Below are 23,796 nucleotides of genomic sequence, written 5' to 3'. Positions count from 1 at the left end.
GAGACAGTGGTGATGATCAGTCCCCACGGGCCCGCCAGCCAGCCAAGAAAGCCGATGGAGAAAAACAGAGCGCGCTGTCCCCGGTTGAAATGCCGTCCTGCCAGCGCGTTCAGGCGCGCTGCCTTGTAGGAGGTGTTCAGGATCACGTCCTTGTCGCCCGTGACTGCATCCGGCACTGACCCCATGACGATGCTGGAGTAGTTGAAAAGCCTGTAGGCCCAGCCGAACTTGAAGAAGGCATAGGCAAAGATCAGCATCAGGCCGATCACCTTGATTTCCCAGACAACGCGGTTGCTTTCCACTGGAACGGACAGGTCACCGGCGATCTGGACGATCCGCTCCGTGCCGTCGAGCAGCGTGAATGCGCCGCCAATGGCGAGCAGGGCCGTTGAGGCAAAGAAACTGGTGCCCTGCTGCAATCCGGTCAGGATCGCAGTGTCCATGATCCGCACCTGGCGCAGTGCCATGGTCTGCATCCAGGCGAAACGGTACTCCTCCATCATCTTGGACAGGGTGCGATCGCGTAAGGGCGACAGTTCGACAAGCACATTGAACCCCAGCCAGGCAGCCAGAAAAATGCCAAGGGCGATGAGATCCAGTGTGGATAGCGCAGCCATGAAATTTTCCTAAAAGTTTCCAGAACCTTGCCAAAACATTACCGGAATCAGGCTGCGGTCCGGATTATCCAGAACTATCAGATGCATGAGTGGATGGCGCAAGTCCATGCCCCGCCACGAAAATTCTCAGAAATGCATAGCCGGCACAGCAGCTATGGCGATTTTGCGCTTGCGAAGGTGTTAGTCCTTCATTAAATATCATGCCGCAAAGACGCCATATTTGAGGCAAGTGCCTTATGGCGTTCCCACAGACAAGGGTTTTCATGGACGAAAACGTACAGAAGTCCTGCTGGGGCGTCACCGCGTGGACGGTGATCGTTCTCGGGGGCATGCTGGCTTTGGTCATGCTGTTCGCTGATGCAGAAACTGCCAAGACGGCGGTCGCAATCGCGGGATAACAGCTCCAGATGTCCAGGAAGAAGGCGCGGCTCAACACCGCGCCTTTTTTCATTTCCGCTATCCGGGCATGGAGGTGAAGGTAAGGGCGCAGCAGGTCAGGCGCTGTCTGCTCCGGAGTTTTCCCGCTTTGGCAGCGGGGAGGGCAGAGGACCGGCCGCAATGCCGACGAGGCTCTCAAGGCATGTTCGCTTTGGCGCCCAGCCCAGCATTTTGATAGCTCTTGCGGGCGAGACGGTCTGTGAACGGCCGTAGCCTGCCTGCCAGTCGAGCCGCGGGTCCTCCGGGGTCCCGGTCAGCGCCTCGAGCGTCACCGGCGCACCGCAAGCCTCACCGACCAGCCCGGCAATTTCCCCGACCCGCGCGGAGCCGATACCCGCGCCGAAGAGGCTGAGGCGGAACTGGGTTGAATCAAGCGCCAGCAGGTAGAGGTCTGCCAGGTCATCCGCATCCACCAGCGGCCACAGTGTGTCTTCCCGCGCAGTCGTGCGGAAGGGCTCTCCGCTGCAGGCCGCAGCGGCCATTTCCGCCAGAGGCCCGGCATCCGGACCGCAAACAAGGGCAGGATGAATGACGGCGACGCCCATGCGCTGCACGTTCTGGAGAGAACGGATGATCTCAGCCGAATGACCGAAAGCGGGCAGGGGCTCAAAAGCAGTGCTCTCGCTCAGCACCGCTTCGCCCGAGGACGGGAAGAGCCAGATCCCACCGGTATAGACCAGCCGCGGCGGCGCTTCAGCCTTCAGACAGGCCTGACGCATGACGGCAGCAAAATGCCGCTCCGCCGCAGCAGGACCGCCAGCGGCGTGAATGATCCCCTTGCAGGACAAGGCGCTGTGGATCCACGTCTCCGGTTCTTCAAGATCACCCGGCACGGGAATGGCGCCGAGACTGTCGATTTCTTCCGCGCTGGCACTGGAGCGCGCAAGCGCGGCAACACGTCTCCCGTCCTGGCGGAGACGCCGCAGGATCGCGCTGCCGATGAGGCCGGTCGCACCGGTAAGGAACACATCCATGCAAGCCAGTGAAGCTGCTTCGCAGGGGTAAGGCAAGCCTGTTAATCCTGCCTGTGCAAAAGCACCCCGGCCTGGCCCGGTTGCTGCCAGGCTTCTGTCATTGCCGAGCCATTGCCTCTTTACCGGAGGCCGGAGGCTCTGCTAGGCACAGCGCATGGCACTTCATCTGGTAAAGCTCTGTGTTGGCGCGGACAGCGTCGAGGACCTTCAGGCGTGGATCGATTTCCGCATGGATCAGCTGCGCGCAGCCGGGCTGCCGGCCGAGCAGACCCATACGACGCGAATGATTCCTACGCGCAAGGATGAGCTGCTGGACGGCGGTTCGCTCTACTGGGTGATCAAGGGCTTCATCCAGGTGCGTCAGATTCTGACGGATATCCGCTCCTTCACGGACGATGCCGGTGTCAAAAGGTGCGATCTTGTGCTGGAGCCAAGGCTGATTCTCACCCAGATGCAGCCCCGCCGCCCGTTCCAGGGCTGGCGTTATCTCAAGGACAGCGAGATTCCCGCTGACATCAGGGGCACCCGTTCCGGCGGCGACATGCCCGAGGAAATGCGACGGGAACTGGCCGAACTCGGGCTCCTCTAGGTCATGAGCGTGGCTTGGTCCAAGGCGGCAGAGTGCAGTGCTGGACGAGCTCCGTCAGGTTGAAACACGCTCCAGTGCCCGCTTGAAGGCTTCCAGAAACAAGTCCACGTGTTTTGCTTCGCAGATCAGCGGCGGGCGAACCTTGAGCGTGTCCTCGTTCGCGCCTGTCGTGCTGATGAGAACACGCTCGTCACGCATCACATTCACTACGTCCAACGCCATTTTGCGGCGGGCTGCAGCGCTTAAGTGTTCCCGCCCGATGTCGATCCCGAAAAACAGGCCCGCATTCCGAACGCCCCGGACGTCCGGATACGCGGCGGCCATCTCCGATATACCCAACCGCAGACGCTCGCTTACCTGCAGGACATTTTCGAGAATGCGGTCACGGTGAAGAACCGTCAGAACTGCGTCTGCAGCGGCAATTCCGACCGTATTCCCAGCGAAGGTATTGGAATAGCGGGCAGTGGCGCCAAACTTGTCCATGGGCGCCCGGCGCCCCACCACAGCTCCGATCGGGAATCCATTACCCATCGGTTTGCCCAGGGTCACCAGATCCGGGACCACTCCGTGCCGCTCGAACCCCCACATGTGCTGCCCTGTCCGCCCGAACCCGGGCTGAACTTCATCTGCAATGTAAAGTGCGCCGGCGCTACGGGCGGCTTCGACGCCACGGTCGATAAAGCCCGGAGGATCCACCCAAACTCCGTCGCTGGAGAAGATGCTGTCCATCAATAGGGCGGCGACGCCAGTTCCCCGCCGCTGAAGGTCATGGACGGCAGCTTTCACCTGCGCCTCAAAGAAATCGGCGGCCTGGCCTTGGGGGATACCTTCCGGCCCAGGAAGAGAGATCATCCGGACGTTGGGGCTGAGTTTGACGGCATCGCCCAGATTGGGCGAAACCGCCGCAACGGACGCAGTTGTCCCGTGATACGCATAAGTCGTGACGATCACGCCTTCGTTTCCGCTTGCCAGCCGTGCAATCCGCAACGCCAGGTCGTTCGATTCACTGCCGGTGCAGGTAAAGACGGTGCGGTCCAGTTCCAGCGGGAAAGTCGAGACCAGCCGCTCTGCATAACCGACAAGCCGTGGTTCGAGATAACGAGTGTTGGCACTCAGTATGCCCGCTTGTTCCGCGATCGCCTGATTGACCTCGGAATGACAATGACCGAGCGAAGGAACGTTGTTGTAGAAGTCGAGGTATTCGCGGCCGTCCGGATCGTAAAGCCACATCCCCTGGCCGCGAACGAAATGTACGGGCCGGCGGTACTGAAGCCGGTAGGACGCACCAAGAACTGCATCGCGGCGTGCGATCAGTTCTCTTTCCCGCGCAGGCAGTTCGACTTCACCTGGGACGTAGCGATTGGGCATGAGATCTGTGGTCATATGTTCAATCCGGTTCAGGAGATTGGGAATTGCAACGGATGGGCTGCAGCGGTTCCTGGACGTTAGCGTTGTTTGCGTGATGCAGGCCTACATAGAGACCGCTCTTGCGACTGCCGCGGTTTCATCTGAGACGGAAAGCCTCCGGAGAAGACTGAGTCCTCTTTCAGCGCGTCCGACATTCTTTTTGATGTAGGCAGCATCCGAGGGGAAAAGATGCGCACGCCAATAGTTGACAAGAATAAGAGCGCTCTGGCGGGCACGCATCAGTCCCACGAGAAGGCGTGCCTCAAGCGGCGAAAGCGGATACTGTGAAGCGTAGCCTGAAATCAGATATTCAGCGCCGCCAAGAGGAAGCGCTGGATCTGCCACCATATGGCTCGCGGCAATCGCGAGGTCCTGAATCCTCGGATTCCAGCATCCGTCTCCGAAGTCGATGAACGCTATCCCGCCGTCCGCCGACAGCATGTTGAAGGGGCTGGGATCGTTGTGGGTCACCTGCCATGCCAGACCGTCCAGTTGGGGCGCAATGCTGACCTGATAGGCTTCCATTGCCTGGTAAACACAATCCGCCACCTCTCCATGAGGAAGGTAGTGATGGAGGTTCATCAGACGGGGCCAGCACCCGATGTGCCAGAGGATGGGCCGGTCGGCTGCAGGCAGGTCAAGACCCCCAAGCGCCTTGTCAAGTGCTCCCAGTGAAGCACCCGCACGGCGAAGGAGGTCAGAGCTCATGCTGATCGCGTGGAGCGGTTGCCCCTCTATCCGGGTCTGCAGGTATCCGCAAACCCCATCCTGCTGGAAGACCAGGTCACCGGAAGATGCAGGTACAATCTCCGGAACGGCAAAGCCGCTCGTACCATGGAGCCGCTCGAGAGCCGCAGCCTGAAAGCGAAAGCTGTCTACCGCTTCATGCCGCGTCGATGTCTTTAGAATGAGCTGCCGTCCATCAGCAGCGAGGATGCCGTCTGTGCATTCCAGCTCTGACGAAAGGTTGGAGACCTTGGCGCTCATGCCATAAGTGCGCTCCAGTATCTGCGCCGACAGGGCCGGTTCCAGTGTTGACGGACGTTCGCCTAGCAACTTGCTGGCTGTCTCAAAATAGGCTTCGCCCGACATGCGCCCGGCTGCCGGATGGACTGCGGGATGCCGATCCTGGGGCGTCGATCCCTCCACACTGACATGCACGTGCTTATCTCCTCAAGACGGGCGGTAGCTGCTGATACCCAGCCAGGCGGCCATTGGTCAGAGTGACTGGCGCCTTCACAACTGTGATCACATATATCAATAGTCTGCGTTGTCAGATCCTGTTTTTGACGGCGGTGATGGCATAAATGATCAAAATACGCTGGAAATGGCAGGGTCTATGCTGCGGGAGTTGCAGGTGCCAGGTTCTGTGATGTGAAATCACAGTTCATATTGTCTAAGATATAGCGTGCGCATTCTGCAGGCTCGGCCGGCAAGGGAGCAGGCAAGCAGGTGGCTGCAGCACCCTTTCGGGGGCTTGGCAAAGCGAGGGGAACAAAAATGACAGACAGTTTTGTCTCCCGCCGGGCGCTTCTTTCAGCGGCAGGGGACTGACAGCCACATCGATGGCGCCGCGGGCATTCACGTGGCTGGTGCCTGCATTGAAGAGCCAGGATTGCTCCGAACTCGTAACCGGTATGCGATGACAGCCGCGGTGTAGATGGCGGCAGGAAACCGGTGGCGAGCCGGTCGCAGCGGGTGGCGCTGCGCCGGAAGCCCTTGAGGCGCCAGAGCAGGCGCTTGAGGGCGTTCATGTCTCGATACAGGCGGAGAGAAAAGCAGTTCTTGCAGACCCGGTTCACCTTGGGCTGGATGTCCTGTTTCGTGCCCATCTGGCCTCGGGGGAGTGACGGATGCGCCTTTGCCAGCGTGCAGGGCCCGGCACGAGGGCAGGCGTTCGAGCAGCGTCGAAGCCGCTGTGCAATCAGTCACTTGACCACCCGTCAACAAGAACGCGATGGGCCTGCAGAAGCTATCAGTCAGGGCGTGGATCTTGGCCGTCCGCCTGCACCGCGGACATTGCGATTGTAGAGGGCCTTGCGAGGCCCGTAGTCCGGCGGTGCATTGACCCAGCGCCGCCCGATTTCAGCGCGTGGACGAGCCCACTGATCACGCACCGGCCGTCACTTTCGGCGTGTCGCGCGGCAGATGTGGCGAAATCCGTTCGAACTGCTCGTCTGACGGCCCCAAATGGCCGCGTTTCATACCGGTCTCCTCTCAAAGACCGTGAAGCAAATCTGCGGCGGATCATGAAGCCCATTCATGCGTCTGGTTCCTAAGAGGAGCCCGGTCCTCAGAAAGCCCATTATTGAGCCGCCAATTACTCCGGCATGCAGGAGATGATAAAGTTCATGCCCTCGCCAATATCATGTTCGATTGCTGCCCTTAAAGCGGCGGGCGCACGGGCGACAATGGCAGATAACGCTGCCTCGTGATGCGCCGTAAGTGCAGCAATTTCGGCCGCGGTGCGCTGCGCTGCACGGGGCCCGCTTGTCAACAGATTGAAGCTCGGCCCGATGCGCAGCCAAAGATTCTCGATGACGTTGACCGCAATGCCCATTCCTGAACACCGGTAAATCGTGAAATGGAAATCCTGATTTTTCATCAGGTACCGCTTGGAGTCTCCAACCGCCAGCGCTGCCCGCATCTCCCCCTGCAATTCATAGAGAACGGAAAGATCCTCCTTGCTGATCGAAAGCGCTGCAGCCTCGGCGATTGCACCCTCCAGAATTGTGCGAAGCTTCAGGAGTTCTGCCAGAATTTCGCGGGTCATCTCTGGAACAGCGTAGGTACGGTTTGGTCTCAGAACGAGGGCGCCTTCTGCAATAAGGTGCTGCACCGCCTCCCGTACGGGCATTGGACTTGTACCCAGTTCACTTGCCAGATTTCGAAGACTTACGGTGTCGCCGGGCATGAAACGCCCTTTCATGAGCGCGTCACGTAATGTCTGATAACTCTGCTGCTGGAGGCTTTCGCGATCTACTTGCTTCAGTCTTTGGGACTGCACATCCTCAGTAGGAAATACGTCCTTTGTTCCTGAAGTGCGAGTGGACTTGTTCACGGCAAGGAAGCCTTCGACATGCTGGCGGAAGAAAAAATGAACAATAAACCTTCCTACACATTCGAGATAAAAACAATTATCTGCTAATTGATGTGTTGAGGTTCCCACAAGAAACCGAAACGACTGATCGCAACGCATAAGGCAATGTGGATGGATTGCCGCACGGGGCTCTCCGGAGGGCCTGACTTGAACTCAGTCTGGTTTTGTGGAGTGCCAGCTGCCTTAAAGGTAAGCATGGTCAAGGGGATGGCGGAAGACAAGGAGCGGTTTCGCTGACATCATGCGAGCCACCGCCGCTTCATTCTGGTCAGATTATCCAAATTGCTGGGCCCTTTGCGGCAGCTGGGCTCGCGGGCCCAGGACTTGCGAAGGCTGCCGCGGGTCTTGCAGGATAAGGCAGGGCAGGATAGTCCGGCAGTGATGCACCCGGGAACCCTTTATGCCGTATCTGCTGCTTGGCCTTCTGCTGCTTGCTGTTTTCCTGCTGGCCGGAAAATCCTTCACATCGGCCTCGCCGAAGCTTCTGGCGCGCAGAACCCGCGCACTGAGCGGTATCGCCTTGCTGGCAGTTGCGGCAATCCTGGCGTTGACAGGGAGAGTCGGCCTGGCGGCGCTTGCGGCCAGTCTCGGGGCACCGCTGCTCGGCTGGGCCTTGCCCTGGCAGAGGCGGCGTCTGCGCATCGGACGGCAGGAAACGCCTTGGCTCGTCATGGAGCAGGACGGGCAGAGCGGAGAGGTGCGGGGAGCGGTGAAGGCCGGGCGTTTCGCGGGCCGCCCCCTGAACTCGCTTCAGCCGGGCGAGCTCAGGGACCTTTGGGCAGAGCTGGCGGCAGATCCCGCCAGCCGCAGATTATTTGAAGCTTACCTCGACGGCCGGCTGCCCGGCTGGCGTGTACACTTCGAGGCGGATGCCGCAAACCGGCATCGCAGCACGGCGGGCGCGGGCGCCATGACAGATGAGGAGGCCTACCAGATCCTGGGGCTTGCGCCCGGCGCCAGCGAAGCGGAAATCCGAGCTGCGCACCGCCGGCTTATGAAGCGGCTCCATCCCGACCACGGCGGGACGAGCTTCCTGGCTGCGAAACTCAACGAGGCTAAAGACAAGCTTCTCAGAGGACATTGATCCCACCCTACGCCGTTACTGATAGATGGTGTAGCAATTGAACTTCGCACGCTTGAGCGACTGGCAGGCAGCCTGTGCCTGGTTCTTGTCGTTGAAGCCCACAAAGCGTGCGCGGTACATGGTTTGGCCTTTCGCTGTCACTTCCTCGGTGTAAGGATCCCGGTTGCGCAGGGCAGAACCCGTCGCCGCCTGAGCCTTTTTCAGCAGGCCGATCGCTGCGGTCTCGGACACGGCTGCGCCGATCTGAACCTGCCAGCCGGGAGCGGCATCAGCGGTGTTGTTGGTGGCCACTGTCACCGTGGTGCTTTCGCTGACTGCAGCGCGTGCGGGTTTGTGCGACACGGTTTCAGGTGCCGGAACCGTCTCCACCGGAGCGGCTTCGATCACTGCGAAGGCAGCGGCCACACGCGGAGCCGGCTTCGGGTTCTGGCCCGGGCGGATGGTTGACGTTTCAACCACGATGGCCGGAGCAGGTGAGGGCAGCGCAACATTGCCATCAGCTGAAGCAATCTGGATCTCCTGCTGCGGCTCGACAACTGCGCGGGCTGAGGCAACTTCCGGAGCCGGCGTGGGGACAGGAACGGAGACGGGAGCTGTCACCGCAGCTGGAGCCTGGGCTGCCTGAGACGGTGCCTGAGGTGCAGGGGCCGGAACCGGAGCCGGAACGTCAGCCGCAGAGGCGACGGCGAACGGAAGCTCTGCCGGCTCTGTGCCGGGTTTGCTGTTCGGCACCGGTGCGCGCAGAGGTACCTTGACCCGGATCGGCGCCGTAGGCTTCGCGTCGGCAACAATCGCTGAAGACGTGTTGTGGACCAGCAGCGGTGCACTGCGCGGGCCACGGCTCGCCTTCGGCATATATTCGTTGATCAGCTTCACCATCTGCGCATCGCGCGAACGGCCCGTGGTCCCGCCCATGACGACAGCCACGATCTGACGGCCATCGCGCTCGACGGAGGTGACCAGATTGAAGCCGGAGGCGTTGGTATAGCCGGTCTTGATGCCGTTCACGCCGGGAACGGCGCCGAGAAGACGGTTATGATTGCCGTGGGTGCGGCCCTTGTATGTGAACGAGCGGGTCTTGAAGAGTTCGAAATGCTTCGGGAAACGGTCCTGAATGGCACGGCCAAGTGTCGCCATGTCGCGCGCGGTGGTGCGCTGACCGGCATTCGGCAGGCCATGCGGATTCTTGAAGGTGGTCTTCTTCATGCCGATCTGGCGGGCAGTGCGGGTCATGCGGTCCGCAAAACGCGCCTCGGAGCCGCCGATATTCTCTGCGATAACGGCTGCGACGTCATTGGCCGACTTGGTCACCAGCGCCAGGATCGCGTCCTTGACCTGTATTGTCGAACCTGGCCGCAGACCAAGCTTTGAAGGCGGGCGCGCTGCCGCATAGGCCGAGACCTTAAGCGGCGTGTCCATGCGCAGGCGGCCTGCCTCAAGTTCCTCGAACACGATATAAAGCGTCATGACCTTCGTCAGCGACGCGGGAAAGCGCAACTCGTCCGCAGAGGCGGAGTAAAGCGTCTTTCCGGTTTTTACGTCGACCACAATCCCGGCATATTTCGAATTCTGCTGGGCGATGGCCGGACTGACCGACAGGCTCAGTGCAATGGCAACTGCACCAATGGCGCGTCGTGCAATTCTCATGAAAGAGGATGCTGCGTGCAAATCAGGCATACTAACCGAACTCTCAACTTCCCGTTCTGGGTTTAACCAAGCCGGAAGGGATCGGTCTCCGTCACGCAGCATCTGCGCATGACGCGAGCAATCGTCCCAACGCTCCCCGTGATGCCACCTTGCCCGGAACGCGGTTACAAATGAGTAAAGCCGCTTCAATTTTAATCGCTCGTGAACCCTAATGGGACGCCTACGTAGTGTCCGCTATATTGCGCTGCAAAAAAGAACGTTGACATTCTTGTGCATTGCGTCATTATTAGGCAACCCGACGCGAGACGCGCCGAACAAGATTTCCCATTGCGGATCCACGAGCGAGGGCAGGACATGATGAACAACTTTGAAGACATCCAGAAGCTGGGCAAGGAAAACATGGACCAGGCCATGCAGGCTGCTGGCAATGTGACCAAGTCCCTGCAGGCGATTGCTGCCGAGATCGCTGACTTCCAGAAGAAGTCCTTCGAAGACAGCTCTGCTGCGATGGAAAAGATCGTGTCCGCCAAGTCTCTGGACAAGGCTTTTGAAGCTCAGAGCGAGTTCTTCAAGACCAGCTATGAAGGCGTTGTCAGCGAGATGACCAAGATCGGTGAAATGTACACCGATATGGCCAAGGATCTGTATAAGCCCTACGAAGGCATGTTCTCCAAGTTCGGCAAGTGAGATTTCCGTCTCTTTGAGACGGCGTTCTCCTCAGAATTCAAAAGGCCTGACTGTCTGACAGTCAGGCCTTTTTGCATTGCAAAAAACCATGGGCGGGGAGGTGGCTGCCGCTGCCTTCTGTCTGTGCCTCGTGCAATTGCCAAGGTGCGCCCCTTTGGTGCATCCCTCAAGGCGTCCGTTTGTGTCCCCGCTTCTGCGCCTGCTGCATTCCAGCCTGGCGCAGGCTGCCTCTTCCATAATGCAATGCCGTCCCTACATTGGTTAAGACCGGAAGCGGCAGCAGGGCTTGACAGGGCCGCACCGGACGCCATCTGCAAAACAGGCCATTGCGCAGGCGTCCCAACGGCGTCAGGATCAGGGTCTGTTGTTGGGCTCTGGCGTGAGTCCTTTTTGTATGGGCCGCATGGCTTCCTGCCCGTGGTGGCGGTGAGACTGTGGTAACATACGGCGGTGTAGGCTGATGGGCATCATGGTCCGGCAGGCCCCTGGAACGGGGTTTGCAGAGAGCTGCATTGGGATTGAATGACAGCTGCTCACGATGCCGTGATCCGGCCTGCGGGGCAGCCCGCTCCTCCGGAAGGAGTTGAGCGGCAGAAAAGACAAGATGGGCACGGGAATGGCAAGCGGATCGCGCCGGAATGAGGATGAAGATGCCGGGACTGTCGTCGTCACAAAGACGAAGACGGTCACAAAACGGCCAAATCTGTACAGGGTGCTGTTGTTGAATGACGACTACACTCCGATGGAGTTTGTCATTCATGTGGTCGAGCGCTTCTTCCAGAAGAACCGGGAGGAAGCGACGCGGATCATGCTCCACGTGCACCACCATGGTGTCGGGGAGTGCGGAATATACACCTATGAGGTGGCCGAGACGAAGGTGACCCAGGTCATGGACTTCGCCCGCAAGCATCAACATCCGCTGCAATGCGTGATGGAGAAAAAGTAAGGGAACCAGACACGTGCCGTCATTCTCCCGAAGCCTCGAAAAAGCCCTGCACCAGGCTCTGGCCTTCGCCAACGAGCGGCAGCAGGAATATGCGACGCTGGAGCACCTGCTGCTGGCGCTGGTTGATGATCAGGACGCTGCAGCCGTGATGCGCGCATGCAGCGTCGACCTTGATCTCCTGCGCCGCAACCTCGTCGACTATATTGAGACCGAGCTGGAAAACCTCATCACCGGTGGTGAGGAAGATGCCAAGCCGACTGCCGGCTTCCAGCGGGTCATCCAGCGGGCCGTCATCCATGTCCAGTCCTCGGGGCGGGAAGAGGTGACGGGAGCCAACGTGCTTGTTGCGATTTTCGCCGAGCGCGAGAGCCACGCCGCTTATTTCCTGCAGGAGCAGGACATGACCCGCTATGATGCGGTCAATTACATCTCTCACGGAATTGCCAAGCGGCCGGGGCTGTCTGAGCCGCGTCCGGTCCAGGGCGTGGAGGATGAAGCTGCCATGCCGGAAGAAGCTGAATCCAAGCCGAAGAAGAAGAATGACGCGCTCGAGGCCTATTGCGTCAATCTCAACGAGAAATCCAAGGCCGGGAAGGTCGATCCGCTGATCGGCCGCAACGCCGAAGTGACGCGCACGATCCAGATCCTGTGCCGCCGCTCCAAGAACAATCCGCTCTTCGTCGGTGATCCGGGCGTGGGCAAGACCGCAATTGCCGAAGGGCTGGCGCGGCGCATCGTCAACAAGGACGTGCCGGAAGTGCTGCAGGATGCCACCATCTTCTCGCTCGACATGGGCGCGCTGCTGGCAGGCACCCGCTATCGCGGCGACTTCGAGGAGCGCCTGAAGCAGGTGGTCAAGGAGATCGAGGAGTATCCCGGCGCGGTGCTCTTCATCGACGAAATCCATACGGTGATCGGTGCGGGGGCCACCTCCGGCGGGGCAATGGATGCCTCCAACCTGCTGAAGCCGGCGCTGGCATCGGGTGCGATCCGCTGCATGGGTTCGACCACCTACAAGGAATACCGCCAGTTCTTTGAGAAGGACCGGGCCCTTGTCCGCCGTTTCCAGAAGATCGACGTGAACGAGCCGTCGTTGACCGATGCCATCGAGATCCTCAAGGGGCTGAAGCCCTATTTCGAGGACTTCCACAAGGTCAAGTACACCAACGAGGCGATCAAGACGGCCGTCGAGCTGTCGGCCAAGTACATCAATGACCGCAAGCTGCCGGACAAGGCCATCGATGTGCTGGATGAAACCGGCGCCTCGCAGATGCTGCTGCCGGAAAGCCGCCGCCGCAAGACCATCGGCGTCAAGGAAATCGAGACGACCATTGCCACCATGGCCCGCATCCCGCCGAAGTCGGTGTCGAAGAGCGATGCTGCCGTGCTGTCGAGCCTGACGGAAGACCTGAAGCGCGTCGTCTATGGCCAGGACAAAGCCATCGAAACGCTCTCCAGCGCCATCAAGCTGGCCCGTGCGGGCCTGCGCGAGCCGAACAAGCCGATTGGCAGCTACCTGTTCTCCGGCCCCACCGGTGTCGGCAAGACGGAAGTCGCCCGCCAGCTTGCAGCCTCGCTCGGCGTGGAGCTGCTGCGTTTCGACATGTCCGAATATATGGAGCGCCACACGGTCAGCCGCCTCATTGGCGCGCCTCCGGGCTATGTCGGGTTCGATCAGGGCGGCCTGCTGACCGACGGCATCGACCAGCACCCCCATTGCGTGCTGCTGCTGGACGAAATCGAAAAGGCCCATCCGGACCTCTTCAACATCCTGCTGCAGGTGATGGATCACGGCAAGCTCACCGATCACAACGGCAAGCAGGTCGATTTCCGCAATGTCATTCTGATCATGACAACCAATGCCGGTGCGTCCGACATGGCCAGAGCCCCCATCGGCTTCAACAAGCTGAAGCGGGAAGGGGACGATCAGGAGGCCATCAACAAGCTGTTCACGCCGGAGTTCCGCAACCGTCTTGATGCGGTCATCCCCTTCGGCAATCTGCCGGTTCAGGTGATCCATCAGGTGGTGGAGAAGTTCGTCATGCAGCTGGAGGCGCAGCTCGCCGACCGCGGCGTGACCTTCGAACTGACGCCGGAAGCCGTGGCATGGCTGGCGGACAAGGGCTACGACAGCCAGATGGGCGCCCGCCCGCTTGGCCGCGTCATCCAGGAGCACATCAAGCGGCCGCTGGCCGACGAGGTGCTGTTCGGCAAGCTGCAGAAGGGCGGCACGGTCAAGGTCACAGTCAGCGAGGACGGCGAGGGGCTTCTGCTGGAAACCGTTGAGGAAAAGCGCAAGGCTACACCTGCGCCCGAGCCCGAGACGCTGCCGGCCAAGAAAAAACGCAAGGCTCCCGCGGCCAAGGCCGCAGGACCTGCCGCAAAGTCCGCGCCAAAGTCAGGCCCGAAGAAGTCCAGCGTGCCCAAGGTGCCGCTGGCCGACTGACCTGCTCCTTGAAACAATGCGCCCTGCAGCTCACGGATAAGGAGCTGCAGGGCGTTTTTCATTTTGGCAGTGGCAAGATGTATGGCTGGATGATCAGCCCATGCGCTCCGATACATATTCGTTCGGGCTTGCCGGGAACACCACGGTCTTGTCACCGCTGATGAAGACGCGGCGGTGGATATGCGCGTGGATGGCGCGGGCGAGAACCTGGCTCTCGACGTCACGCCCGAGGCTTACATAGTCGTTTGCGCTTTGCGCATGGGTCACGCGCACCGTGTCCTGCTCGATGATCGGGCCTTCGTCCAGATCGGCAGTCACATAGTGGCTGGTTGCGCCGATCAGCTTCACGCCGCGGTCAAAGGCCTGCTTGTAAGGGTTCGCGCCCTTGAAGCTGGGCAGGAAGCTGTGGTGGATGTTGATGATCCGGCCGGACATCTTGGTGCACATCTCATCCGACAGCACCTGCATGTAACGGGCCAGAACCACAAGCTCGGCGCCTGTGTCCCGCACGATCTTCATCTGCTCGGCCTCGGCCTGAGCCTTGTTTTCCTTGGTCACCTTGATGCAGTGGAAAGGAATATCGTGGTTCACCACCACTTTCTGATAATCCATGTGGTTCGAGATGACGGCCACGATGTCGATCGGCAGTGCCCCGATCCGCCAGCGGTAGAGCAGGTCGTTCAGGCAGTGCCCGAAACGGCTGACCATGATGACGACTTTCATCTTTTCATTGAGATCGTGGAAGGAATGGACAATGTCCGAACCCGCTATCTCTGCGCGGAATGCCTCGTCCAGTTCCTCGCGTGTGCGGCCCTTCTCGGAGACGAAGCTGAGCCGCATGAAGAAGCGATTGTTCTGCACGTCGGTGAACTGCGAACTGTCATAGATGTTGCAACCCGCGTTCGCCAGGAAGGACGAGATCGTCGCGACAACCCCGATCCGTACGGGGCAGGATAATGTCAGGATAAGCTGGGACATCGGCAATTTCCTTTTCGCGGTCGCTGAAGAGGGGGGCGGTGGCCGGGGAAGTCACAAAGCGGGCGCCGGCCTATTTATTAGCCGTAACTGCTGCAGTGGCCCCGGGCGTGAAGATTTGCGACGCAGGACCAGCAGCTTTGCGCCAGTCCGCAGCGGCCTGCGTTTCTCGCAGGGCAGGCCGGCCGGGACGCGCTCCGGTGCATGTTCGGGCGGACGCAATACTACTGGTGGAATGTCGTTCTCATTCTGCGGCGGCGCGGCACTTCGCCACATAACAGTAGCGGTACCAGTTGCTTGTCTCGTGCCTCGTTCGGGTCAGCCGCAAATTGCATGGAAGTGAAAGCCGGAGGACTCTCTCCTTCCTGCACGGGCGGGCGCTTTGCGCCCCGGCCGGAGGGTACGCTTTACTTCATGCATAAAAAAAGACGGCGTTCGTCGGCGAGGTTCCCCTTCAGGCAGGCTCTGGCCCACTTCAGGAGGACGAAAGCTTGACCAATGTGACAAAAAACGGCGCTAACGCCGGGGAACGGCGCGGTTTTAATCCGCCCACAAACGAAATAAAGACCAGCTATGAGGCGGGGCAGGACAATATAAACGGGCGCTTGGGCCCCTTGGGTTATAGCGTTCACAACCCTGTTTTTCTCATTTCTGCTCTTTGCGTCATCGCCTTTGTCGTTTTCACCCTCGCGCTGCCGACGCTCGCAGGGGAGCTTTTCTCCGCCCTGTTTTCCGGCGCGACGAAGGGTTTCGACTGGTTCTTCATCGGTGCGGCCGATATCTTTGTCATTCTTTGCCTTATCCTTGTCGTCAGCCCTTACGGGAAGGTCCGGCTTGGCGGCGCTGCGGCCGTGCCTGACTTTGGCTACGTGAGCTGGTTCTCGATGCTTTTTGCTGCCGGCATGGGCATCGGTCTGATGTTCTATGGCGTCAGCGAACCGCTGAGCCACTTCGGTTCGTCGGCAGGTGGCATACAGGCAGGTGCTGATGGGATCCGCACCGACTGGTCACCCCTCGGGGCTGCGGCGAACGAGCAGGAGGCAATCCGGCTGGGCATGGCTGCCACGATCTTCCACTGGGCCCTGCATCCCTGGGCGATCTATGCGGTGGTTGGTCTCAGCCTGGCGCTGTTCAGCTATAACAAGGGTCTTCCGCTGACGATCCGCTCAGCCTTTTATCCGATCTTCGGCGAGCGGGTCTGGGGCTGGCCGGGGCATATCATTGATATCCTTGCCGTCTTCGCGACCCTGTTCGGGCTTGCGACCTCGCTCGGCCTGGGCGCTGTTCAGGCCAATGCCGGTTTCAACAAGCTGTTCGGGATGCCCGTCAACGAGACCTCGCAGGTCATCCTGATCATCGGGATTACGGCGATTGCGCTCTACTCGGTCGTCCGTGGACTTGAAGCGGGTGTGAAGCGCCTGTCCGAGCTGAACATGGTTCTGGCTTTCATGCTGCTGATGTTCGTCCTGTTTGCCGGGCCGACGCTGCTGCTGATGACGGACATGGGCGAATTTCTTCTGGCCTATCTTCAGTATCTGCCTGCCTTGTCGAACCCGGTGGGGCGTGATGACGTCAACTTCATGCAGGGCTGGACCTCGTTCTATTGGGCATGGTGGATCAGCTGGTCGCCCTTTGTCGGCATGTTCATTGCCCGCGTCTCGCGTGGCCGTACCGTGCGTGAGTTCATCATCAGCGTTCTCCTGATCCCGTCGCTTGTCTGCGTGATCTGGATGTCGATCTTCGGCGGCACTGCAATCAGCCAGCTGGTCCGCGACGGATATGGCGCGGCCCGTGACGCCGATCTGCCGCTGCAGCTGTTTGCGATGCTTGATGGGCTGCCGTTCGCTCAGATCACCTCCTTCATCGGCATCGTGCTGGTGATTGTATTCTTCGTGACGTCATCGGACTCAGGTTCACTGGTCATCGATACGATCACCTCAGGTGGCAAGGTGGACGCTCCGGTTCCGCAGCGCGTGTTCTGGTGCGTGTTCGAGGCGATCGTTGCGATCGTGCTCCTGCTCTCTGCCAGCGGGCTGTCTGCTTTGCAGTCCATGGTGATTTCAACGGGCTTGCCCTTCACCGTGCTGCTGCTCTTGATGTGCATTGCGATCTGGAAAGGCCTGGCGAGCGAGCCTCGCTGAGCTGACCTTCTGAAAGGCTTGAGGCGCCCGCACATGTTGCGGGCGCCTTTTTCTTTAGCTCCTTGTCTGCCTTAGTCCCTGCGGGGTCTGGCCATACCGGCGGCGGAACATCCGGCTCAGATGCGAACTGTCGCAAAACCCGCATTCCAGCGCGATCTGGGAGATCGGCCGCTCGCCGGTGACGATCAGGTGATGGGCGAGAGAGAGACGCATATCGAGGAAGGCGGACTGGGGTGACGTGCCCAGTGCGGCCTGGAAATGCCGTTCCAGCTGCCGCTTGCTGTGGCCGATACGGCGGGCGATCTCTGCCACGGTGAAAGGTTGCTCGATGTTCTGCTGCATCATCAGAAGCGCGCGCAGCACCATCGGGTCTCGGGTCTTGAAGTCCATCGTGATCCCGGGCTGCGGCTTGTCCGCCTGAAGCGCCTCGTCAATGATCATGATGTGCAGGCTCTTGCTGGCCTGTGCGCGGCCGACATGCTTGTCGACCAGATAGGCTGCCAGATGAGCGGAACTGACACCGCCGGAGCAGGTCAAACGGTCCCGGTCGACAACGAAGATCTGGTCCGTAACCGGATTCAGCCCCTCGAACTGCTCCAGAAAATCGGCGTGGTGAAACCAGCTGACGCAACAGCGGTAGCCATTCAAAAGACCCGCCTGGTGAAGAAGAAAGGCCCCTGTGCAGACGCCGGCCAGGGGCACACCGGCCGCCGCCGCCTCATGCAGAAAGCGGTGGTAGCCAGGAGGCAGCACTGCTTCATCCTCCATCAATCCGCCAATGACGACTATGTAGTCGAAGCGGGCCGGATCACCCAGACGCTCCTTGGGCTGAACACTGATTCCGCAACTTGACGTGACCGGCTCCATCGTGTCCGACAGCACCGTCCAGTTACACAGGATTGGCCGGCTGCGGTCTCCCTCATCTGCGGCGAGGCGCAGAACGTCAACGAAGTTGGCAAAGGCGCAGAGGGTGAAACGCCGGGCAAGGATAAATCCGACGGAAAGGCGTGTGCTGCCCTGCTGGCGGCGCAGCGGGTGGGGGGCCGGTTGTGCCGGCGGGGCACCGGGTATTGCGGGGGCAAGGCTCATGATGGGGCCCATGGTTCAAAGTGTCACTGTCATGTCGTAGCTCTAATCCTGCGATGACGCAAACGTCCTGTTGCAAAGCGCGTCCATCCGTCAAAGTCAGGCACAAGCAGAAGCGTCTGTTGCCGTCTCTTGCCTCTGTCACAGGCAGGCGGGAGGAGTGGCGGCAGGGGCCGCAACCGGACATGCCACTCCTTTAGGTGGCTGACAGAAGGGAAACGCCATGAAGATCCTTGTCCCTGTGAAGCGGGTGGTTGATTACAACGTCAAGATCCGCGTCAAACCCGACGGAACCGGCGTTGATCTTGCCAATGTGAAGATGTCGATGAACCCCTTTGACGAGATTGCGGTCGAACAGGCCATCCGCATCAAGGAAGCAGGGCAGGCGTCCGAAATTGTCGCGGTCTCTGTCGGTCCGGCGCAGGCACAGGAGGTTCTGCGCACCGCTCTTGCCATGGGTGCCGACCGGGCGATCCTGATCCTTGCCGAGGATCGCGTCGAGCCTCTCGGTGTCGCAAAGATCTTGCAGAAGGTGGCGCAGGCGGAAGAGGCGGGGCTGGTGATCCTGGGCAAGCAGGCCATCGATGATGACTGTAACCAGACCGGCCAGATGCTGTCCGCGCTGCTTGGCTGGAGCCAGGCGACCTTCGCCTCGAAGGTCGAGCTTTCGCAAGACAAGGCGCTCGTCACCCGTGAGATCGACAGTGGTCTCCAGCAGATAGAGGTGATGCTTCCCGCTGTCGTGACTGCGGATCTGCGTCTCAACGAGCCGCGCTATGCCAGCCTTCCGAATATCATGAAGGCCAAGAAGAAGCCGCTTGTCCAGCAGACGCCCGAAGAACTGGGCGTGGAAATCGCCCCGCGTCTTCGTGTCCTTCGCGTTGAAGAGCCGAGCAGCCGCGCTGCCGGCGTCAAGGTCGCCACCGTCGCCGAGCTTCTTGACAAGCTGAAAACCGAAGCCGCCGTCATCTGATACAGGGAGCCAACGCTATGGCCATTCTTCTTTTTGCCGACCACGACAACGCCTCCTTGTCTGAACACAGCGCTCGCGCCCTGAGTGCCGCGCTGCAGATCGGTGGTGACGTTGATATCCTGATTGCTGGCCAGAACGCGTCACCGGCTGCACAGGCCGCAGCTGCGCTTGCCGGCATCCGCCGCGTCATTCTGGCGGAAAGTGACGCGCTGGCAGAACGGCTGGCGGAACCGGCTGCCGCGCTCATCCTCTCGCTGGCGGGCGGCTATGACACGATCCTTGCGCCTGCAACGAGCAGCGGCAAGAATGTAATGCCTCGCGTTGCTGCGCTTCTGGACGTAATGCAGGTCTCCGAAGTGACCGCTATTCTTGCGCCGGATACCTTCAAGCGCCCGGTCTATGCTGGAAATGCCATTGAAACTGTTCAGGCGCCGGGGCCGGTCCGGGTACTGACCATCCGTAGCGCCAGCTTCGCACCCGCTGCCTCTGGCAGCACGCCCGTTGACGTTGTCACCGTTGATGCACCTGCTGTCCCCCACCTGTCTGTCTTCCGCGAGAATCTGCTGTCGGTCAGCGACCGTCCCGATCTCTCCTCGGCCAAGATTGTCGTGTCGGGCGGCCGGGCACTTGGCTCCAAAGAGCGCTTCGAACAGGTCATCAATCCGCTGGCCGACAAGCTGGGCGCCGCTGTCGGAGCAAGCCGCGCTGCGGTGGATGCCGGCTATGCCGCGAACGACTACCAGGTCGGGCAGACCGGTAAGGTCGTCGCTCCGGATCTCTACATTGCCTGCGGCATTTCCGGTGCGATCCAGCATCTTGCGGGCATGAAGGACAGCCGTATCATCGTGGCCATCAACACCGATGCCGAAGCGCCGATCTTCCAGGTTGCCGACTACGGCATTGTCGGCGACATCTTCGACGTCCTGCCCGAGCTGGAGCGCGCCCTGTGAGCACCATGACTGCTGCCGGAAGCCTGCCGGGGAGGGCTGCGATCATCGATGGCCGGGCCCATGCCGACGCGCTTGGTGCCCGCATCGCGCAGCAGGTGCAAGACTTCGCCGGGCACACCGGCCGCAGGCCCGGCCTGGCTGTAGTGCTCGTCGGCACAGACCCTGCCAGCGAAGTCTATGTCCGCAGCAAGGGGCGCATGGCCCGCAAGCTGGGAATGGAGAGCTTCGAGCATGTGCTGCCTGAAACCGTCTCTCAGGCTGACCTTCTCGCGCTGGTGGCGCAGCTGAATGCGGATGATGCCGTTGATGGCATTCTCGTGCAGCTGCCGCTGCCGCAGGGCCTCGACAGCCTTGCCGTCATCGAGGCGATTGATCCGGCCAAGGACGTGGACGGCCTGCATCCGGTGAATGCTGGCTACCTGGCCTCTGGCTTGCCGGGACTGGTTTCCTGCACGCCGCTCGGCTGCCTGATGCTGCTGAAGGAAAGCCTGGGGGAGCTTGCCGGGCTGGACGCGATTGTCGTCGGCCGGTCCATCCTCGTCGGAAAGCCGATGGCCCAGCTGTTGCTGGCCGCCAACTGCACTGTCACGCTGGCCCATTCGCGGACCGTTGACTTGGCTGGCAAGGTCGGCCGGGCAGACATCGTTGTGGCAGCTGTCGGGTCAGCGGAGATGATCCGCGGCGAATGGATCAAGCCCGGTGCAACTGTTATCGATGTGGGCACCAGCCGTGTTCCGCGAGATGGCAAGAACCACCTGGTCGGCGACGTCGATTTCGCTGGCGCCAGCCTCCGGGCACGAGCCATCACGCCTGTGCCGGGCGGGGTGGGGCCGATGACCATCATGACGCTGATGCACAACACGCTGATTGCCGCCTGCCGCCGTGCTGGGCTCCCGGCGCTCAGCTGAACTGACGAGTTTCCCGCCGCCTTGTGCGGCGGGTGCATGATCTGTACCCATGATCCGCGGCCCCGCCGTATTGCCGCAGTCTTGAAGGATAAAGAATATGTCCACGTTTCCGTCTCGCGCCCGCGTTGTCATTGTCGGTCTCGGCGGCATTGTCGGTGCCTCTGTCGCCCATCACCTGATTGAGAACGGGTGGGATGACATCGTGGGGATCGACAAGTCGGGCATCCCGACGGATATCGGCTCTACGGCCCATGCTTCCGACTTCTGCTATGCGACCAGCCACGACTTCCTGTCCTGCTGGACGACCATGTACTCCATGGACTTTTACGAGAAGCTCGGCAATTACCAGCGCATCGGCGGGCTTGAAGTCGCGCGCGTGGGCGATGATGCCCGCATGGCCGAACTGAAGCGCAAGGTGGACTCAGGCCGCGCCTTCGGCACCAACGTGACCATGATCTCGGCTGCGGAAGCCAAGGAAAAGTTCCCGCTGCTGGAAGAGGACCAGATTCAGGGTGCACTTTGGGATCCGGATGCCGGCCTTGTCGTGCCGCGTTCGCAGACGGTTGCTGCCAAACTCGTGGATATGGCCGAGGCGGCTGGCAAACTGAAGATGTTTGCCAACACCCCGGCGCTTGAGCTTCTGCACGAGAACGGCCGCATCACCGGCGTGCGCACGACGCGTGGAACGATCATGGCCGACTACGTCGTGGTCTGTGCCGGCCTCTGGGGCCGCCTGATTGCCGGATTGGCGGGCGAGGATCTGCCGGTGATGCCGGTCGATCATCCGCTGACCTTCTTCGGCCCCTACAATGAGTTTGCCGGCACCGGTCTCGAAATCGGCCGTCCGCTGCTGCGCGACCAGGGCAACTCGGCCTATCTGCGTGACACCGGTGATCCCAACACCACCGAAGGCGGCCAGATCGAGTGGGGCTATTACTATGAGAAGGACGTGCGGATGGTCCATCCGCGTGATCTCCTTGAGAAGCATGAGGCGCGGCTGTCCCCCTCGCAGCGCGATCTGGTGCTGGAGGATGTGATCGAGCCGCTTGAGCGGGCGATGGAACTGACGCCGATCCTGGCCGAACTGGGCTTCAACGAGAGCCATTCCTTCAACGGCCTTCTCCAGACGACGACAGACGGCGGGCCGTCCATGGGCGAAAGCCGCAAGCTGCGGGGGCTTTGGTATGCCGTGGCAATCTGGGTCAAGGACGGCCCGGGCATGGGCAAGCTGATCGCGGACTGGATGACCAAGGGCCGCACGGATATCGATCACAACCGCATCGACTACGCGCGCTTCAGCGACTTCCAGCTGACCGAGGACTTCATCTGGGGCCGCTGCGAGGAAACCGCCGCCAAGATCTACAACCCGCCGGTCCATCCGCGTGAGCCCTTCGCCAATGCCCGCGGCATCCGCCGTTCGCCGTTCTACGAGCGCGAGAAGGAGCTGGGCGGCTATTTCATGGAGCTGGGCGGCTGGGAGCGTGCGCATGGCTATGCGGCCAACGAGCACCTTCTCGAGAAATATGCAGATCAGGTCCCGGTGCGTGAAAACGAATGGGACAGCCGCCACTTCTGGCGTGTGTCCAACGCCGAGCAGCTGGAGATGAGCGCCGATTGCGGGATCATCAACCTGTCGCATTTCCACATGACTGACATCTCGGGGCCGGACCACGTGGCGCTGATGGAATGGCTCTGCGCGGCCAAGATCGGCGGCGACGCGAACATTGGCAAGGGCATCTACACCCACATGCTGGACGAGGAAGGCATGGTCCGCGCCGACTTCACCGTCTTCCGCATGGAAGACCGCTGCCGTCTGGTGAACGGTGCCGATGCAGGACCGCGCGATCAGATGTACATGCGCCGCGTCGCGCAGGACAAAGGCTTCGACGTCACCATCACGGATGTGACCGAAGATTACACCACCATCGGCATCTGGGGTCCGAACGCACGCGAGAACCTCAAGAAGGTCGTCGCCGATCCTGATGCGCTGGACGTGGCAAACTTCCCCTTCGCCGCTATACGGCAGATCGAGATCGCCGGCTGCAAGGTCATGGCCTTCCGCATCTCCTATGTCGGTGAGCAGGGCTGGGAACTGCACATGCGGTATTCCGACGGTCTGGCCGTCTGGGATGCGCTGCGCGGGGCAGGGGTGATGGCCGTCGGTGTCGAAACCTATGCCAACTCGCGCCGCCTTGAAAAGTCGCTGCGTCTGCAGAACGCCGACCTTCTGACCCAATACAACCTTTTCGAGGCTGACCTTGCCCGTCCGAAGGTCAAGGAGCCGGATTTCGTCGGCAAGGCAAAGCACGTCGAATACCGTGCCCGCGAGCATCAGCCGGCCATGCTTTGCACGCTGGTGATGACCGAAAACACCGACAGCACAGGCACCGCCCGCTATCCCGTCGGCACCCTGCCGGTGATGGACCCGGACACGGGCAAGGTGCTGGTCGATGCGCTCGGCCGCCGCTCCTACACCACCTCGATTGCCTACGGCCCGACCGTCGGCAAGAACATCGCGCTGGCCTATCTGCCCTGGGAATACTGCCAGCTGGGACGCAAGCTGCAGGTCAGCTATTTCGACGAGTTCTACCCCGTCGAAGTTGCCGGCATCGGTTACGCCCCGCTCTATGATCCGGAGAACCTCAAGCCCAGAAGCTGAGCGAGGCCAGGTTTAGCTGAGCTAAAGTCATTGGCCTTCGCCCTGGGCGGAGGCCAATGACCATGACGCAGGGAACAGAAAGCGGCTTGCCGGGATATGATCCAGTGCCTGCTGCCTCTGGTGAGGCGTGGCATTGGTCATGCCCTTTTTGTGTTTATGTGCCATCTGG

General features: G+C 60.7%; 18 protein-coding genes and 2 pseudogenes. 11 read left to right on the top strand and 9 right to left on the bottom strand.

Features of this window, described 5'->3' with window-relative positions; all coding sequences use genetic code 11:
- Nucleotides 1-20: 20 nt before the first annotated feature.
- Nucleotides 21-617, bottom strand: a pseudogene (locus V6L75_RS11520) (DUF599 domain-containing protein); the annotation flags it as partial.
- Between the two features lie 263 nt (nt 618-880).
- On the opposite strand from V6L75_RS11520, the gene V6L75_RS11515 reads away from it, so the two are divergent.
- Nucleotides 881-1,015 carry a hypothetical protein gene (locus tag V6L75_RS11515; RefSeq protein WP_256387621.1) on the top strand — a complete coding sequence of 45 codons (135 nt, stop codon included), beginning with the start codon at nt 881-883 and terminating at the stop codon, nt 1,013-1,015.
- Between the two features lie 96 nt (nt 1,016-1,111).
- Here the strand turns inward: V6L75_RS11515 and V6L75_RS11510 are convergent, their stop codons facing one another.
- Entirely contained in the window at nt 1,112-2,029 is a 918-nt protein-coding gene (locus V6L75_RS11510; RefSeq protein WP_334251661.1) for an NAD-dependent epimerase/dehydratase family protein, read from the bottom strand.
- Nucleotides 2,030-2,183: 154 nt separating this feature from the next.
- Between V6L75_RS11510 and V6L75_RS11505 the strand changes: the two genes are divergently transcribed.
- Nucleotides 2,184-2,618, top strand: a complete 435-nt coding sequence (locus V6L75_RS11505; RefSeq protein WP_334251660.1) for a DUF1489 family protein — start codon at nt 2,184-2,186, stop codon at nt 2,616-2,618.
- Nucleotides 2,619-2,672: 54 nt separating this feature from the next.
- On the opposite strand, the gene V6L75_RS11500 is transcribed toward V6L75_RS11505, so the two are convergent.
- The 4 genes and pseudogenes from V6L75_RS11500 to V6L75_RS11485 form a co-directional block, all read right to left on the bottom strand.
- Entirely contained in the window at nt 2,673-4,001 is a 1,329-nt protein-coding gene (locus V6L75_RS11500; protein ID WP_334251659.1) for an aspartate aminotransferase family protein, read from the bottom strand.
- Nucleotides 4,002-4,088: 87 nt separating this feature from the next.
- Nucleotides 4,089-5,117: a phosphotransferase gene (locus V6L75_RS11495; protein WP_334251658.1), complete on the bottom strand. Its 1,029-nt coding sequence runs from the start codon at nt 5,115-5,117 to the stop codon at nt 4,089-4,091.
- A 489-nt stretch (nt 5,118-5,606) separates the two neighbouring features.
- A pseudogene (locus V6L75_RS11490) lies at nt 5,607-6,230 on the bottom strand (transposase).
- A 115-nt stretch (nt 6,231-6,345) separates the two neighbouring features.
- Nucleotides 6,346-7,224 (bottom strand): GntR family transcriptional regulator, encoded by an 879-nt coding sequence (locus V6L75_RS11485; RefSeq protein ID WP_334251657.1) that lies wholly within the window; start codon nt 7,222-7,224, stop codon nt 6,346-6,348.
- 301 nt (nt 7,225-7,525) lie between these two features.
- Between V6L75_RS11485 and V6L75_RS11480 the strand changes: the two genes are divergently transcribed.
- Entirely contained in the window at nt 7,526-8,209 is a 684-nt protein-coding gene (locus V6L75_RS11480) for a DnaJ domain-containing protein (RefSeq protein ID WP_334251656.1), read from the top strand.
- A 15-nt stretch (nt 8,210-8,224) separates the two neighbouring features.
- Here V6L75_RS11480 and V6L75_RS11475 read toward each other — a convergent pair whose 3' ends face one another.
- Complete coding sequence (locus tag V6L75_RS11475; RefSeq protein WP_334251655.1) at nt 8,225-9,856, bottom strand: D-alanyl-D-alanine carboxypeptidase; 1,632 nt, start codon at nt 9,854-9,856, stop codon at nt 8,225-8,227.
- Between the two features lie 354 nt (nt 9,857-10,210).
- Between V6L75_RS11475 and V6L75_RS11470 the strand changes: the two genes are divergently transcribed.
- The 3 genes from V6L75_RS11470 to clpA all read left to right on the top strand — a co-directional run bounded on the left by V6L75_RS11470 (nt 10,211) and on the right by clpA (nt 13,935).
- Complete coding sequence (locus V6L75_RS11470) at nt 10,211-10,543, top strand: phasin family protein (protein WP_019965761.1); 333 nt, start codon at nt 10,211-10,213, stop codon at nt 10,541-10,543.
- Nucleotides 10,544-11,147: 604 nt separating this feature from the next.
- Complete coding sequence (clpS, locus tag V6L75_RS11465; protein WP_425605854.1) at nt 11,148-11,489, top strand: ATP-dependent Clp protease adapter ClpS; 342 nt, start codon at nt 11,148-11,150, stop codon at nt 11,487-11,489.
- Nucleotides 11,490-11,502: 13 nt separating this feature from the next.
- Complete coding sequence (gene clpA, locus V6L75_RS11460; RefSeq protein ID WP_334251654.1) at nt 11,503-13,935, top strand: ATP-dependent Clp protease ATP-binding subunit ClpA; 2,433 nt, start codon at nt 11,503-11,505, stop codon at nt 13,933-13,935.
- Between the two features lie 93 nt (nt 13,936-14,028).
- Here the strand turns inward: clpA and purU are convergent, their stop codons facing one another.
- Nucleotides 14,029-14,913, bottom strand: a complete 885-nt coding sequence (gene purU, locus V6L75_RS11455) for a formyltetrahydrofolate deformylase (protein WP_334251653.1) — start codon at nt 14,911-14,913, stop codon at nt 14,029-14,031.
- A 602-nt stretch (nt 14,914-15,515) separates the two neighbouring features.
- Between purU and V6L75_RS11450 the strand changes: the two genes are divergently transcribed.
- Nucleotides 15,516-17,051 (top strand): BCCT family transporter, encoded by a 1,536-nt coding sequence (locus V6L75_RS11450; RefSeq protein ID WP_334251652.1) that lies wholly within the window; start codon nt 15,516-15,518, stop codon nt 17,049-17,051.
- Between the two features lie 54 nt (nt 17,052-17,105).
- On the opposite strand, the gene V6L75_RS11445 is transcribed toward V6L75_RS11450, so the two are convergent.
- The gene (locus tag V6L75_RS11445; RefSeq protein ID WP_334251651.1) at nt 17,106-18,140 is read right to left on the bottom strand and encodes a GlxA family transcriptional regulator; all 1,035 of its coding nucleotides are present in this window, start codon (nt 18,138-18,140) and stop codon (nt 17,106-17,108) included.
- Between the two features lie 220 nt (nt 18,141-18,360).
- On the opposite strand from V6L75_RS11445, the gene V6L75_RS11440 reads away from it, so the two are divergent.
- The 4 genes from V6L75_RS11440 to V6L75_RS11425 all read left to right on the top strand — a co-directional run bounded on the left by V6L75_RS11440 (nt 18,361) and on the right by V6L75_RS11425 (nt 23,627).
- Nucleotides 18,361-19,110 (top strand): electron transfer flavoprotein subunit beta/FixA family protein, encoded by a 750-nt coding sequence (locus V6L75_RS11440; RefSeq protein ID WP_334251650.1) that lies wholly within the window; start codon nt 18,361-18,363, stop codon nt 19,108-19,110.
- A 17-nt stretch (nt 19,111-19,127) separates the two neighbouring features.
- Nucleotides 19,128-20,060, top strand: coding sequence for an electron transfer flavoprotein subunit alpha/FixB family protein (locus V6L75_RS11435; protein WP_334251649.1), 933 nt, complete (start codon nt 19,128-19,130; stop codon nt 20,058-20,060).
- A gap of 5 nt (nt 20,061-20,065) precedes the next feature.
- Nucleotides 20,066-20,968 carry a bifunctional methylenetetrahydrofolate dehydrogenase/methenyltetrahydrofolate cyclohydrolase FolD gene (gene folD, locus V6L75_RS11430; RefSeq protein ID WP_334251739.1) on the top strand — a complete coding sequence of 301 codons (903 nt, stop codon included), beginning with the start codon at nt 20,066-20,068 and terminating at the stop codon, nt 20,966-20,968.
- Between the two features lie 97 nt (nt 20,969-21,065).
- Nucleotides 21,066-23,627: a GcvT family protein gene (locus V6L75_RS11425; RefSeq protein WP_334251648.1), complete on the top strand. Its 2,562-nt coding sequence runs from the start codon at nt 21,066-21,068 to the stop codon at nt 23,625-23,627.
- The last annotated feature ends 169 nt before the right edge of the window (nt 23,628-23,796 follow it).

The organism is Pannonibacter anstelovis, assembly GCF_036881715.1.
Taxonomy (GTDB): domain Bacteria; phylum Pseudomonadota; class Alphaproteobacteria; order Rhizobiales; family Stappiaceae; genus Pannonibacter; species Pannonibacter anstelovis.
Note: the sequence above shows the minus strand (reverse complement) of the source record. Positions and strands in the feature narration are given on the sequence as shown.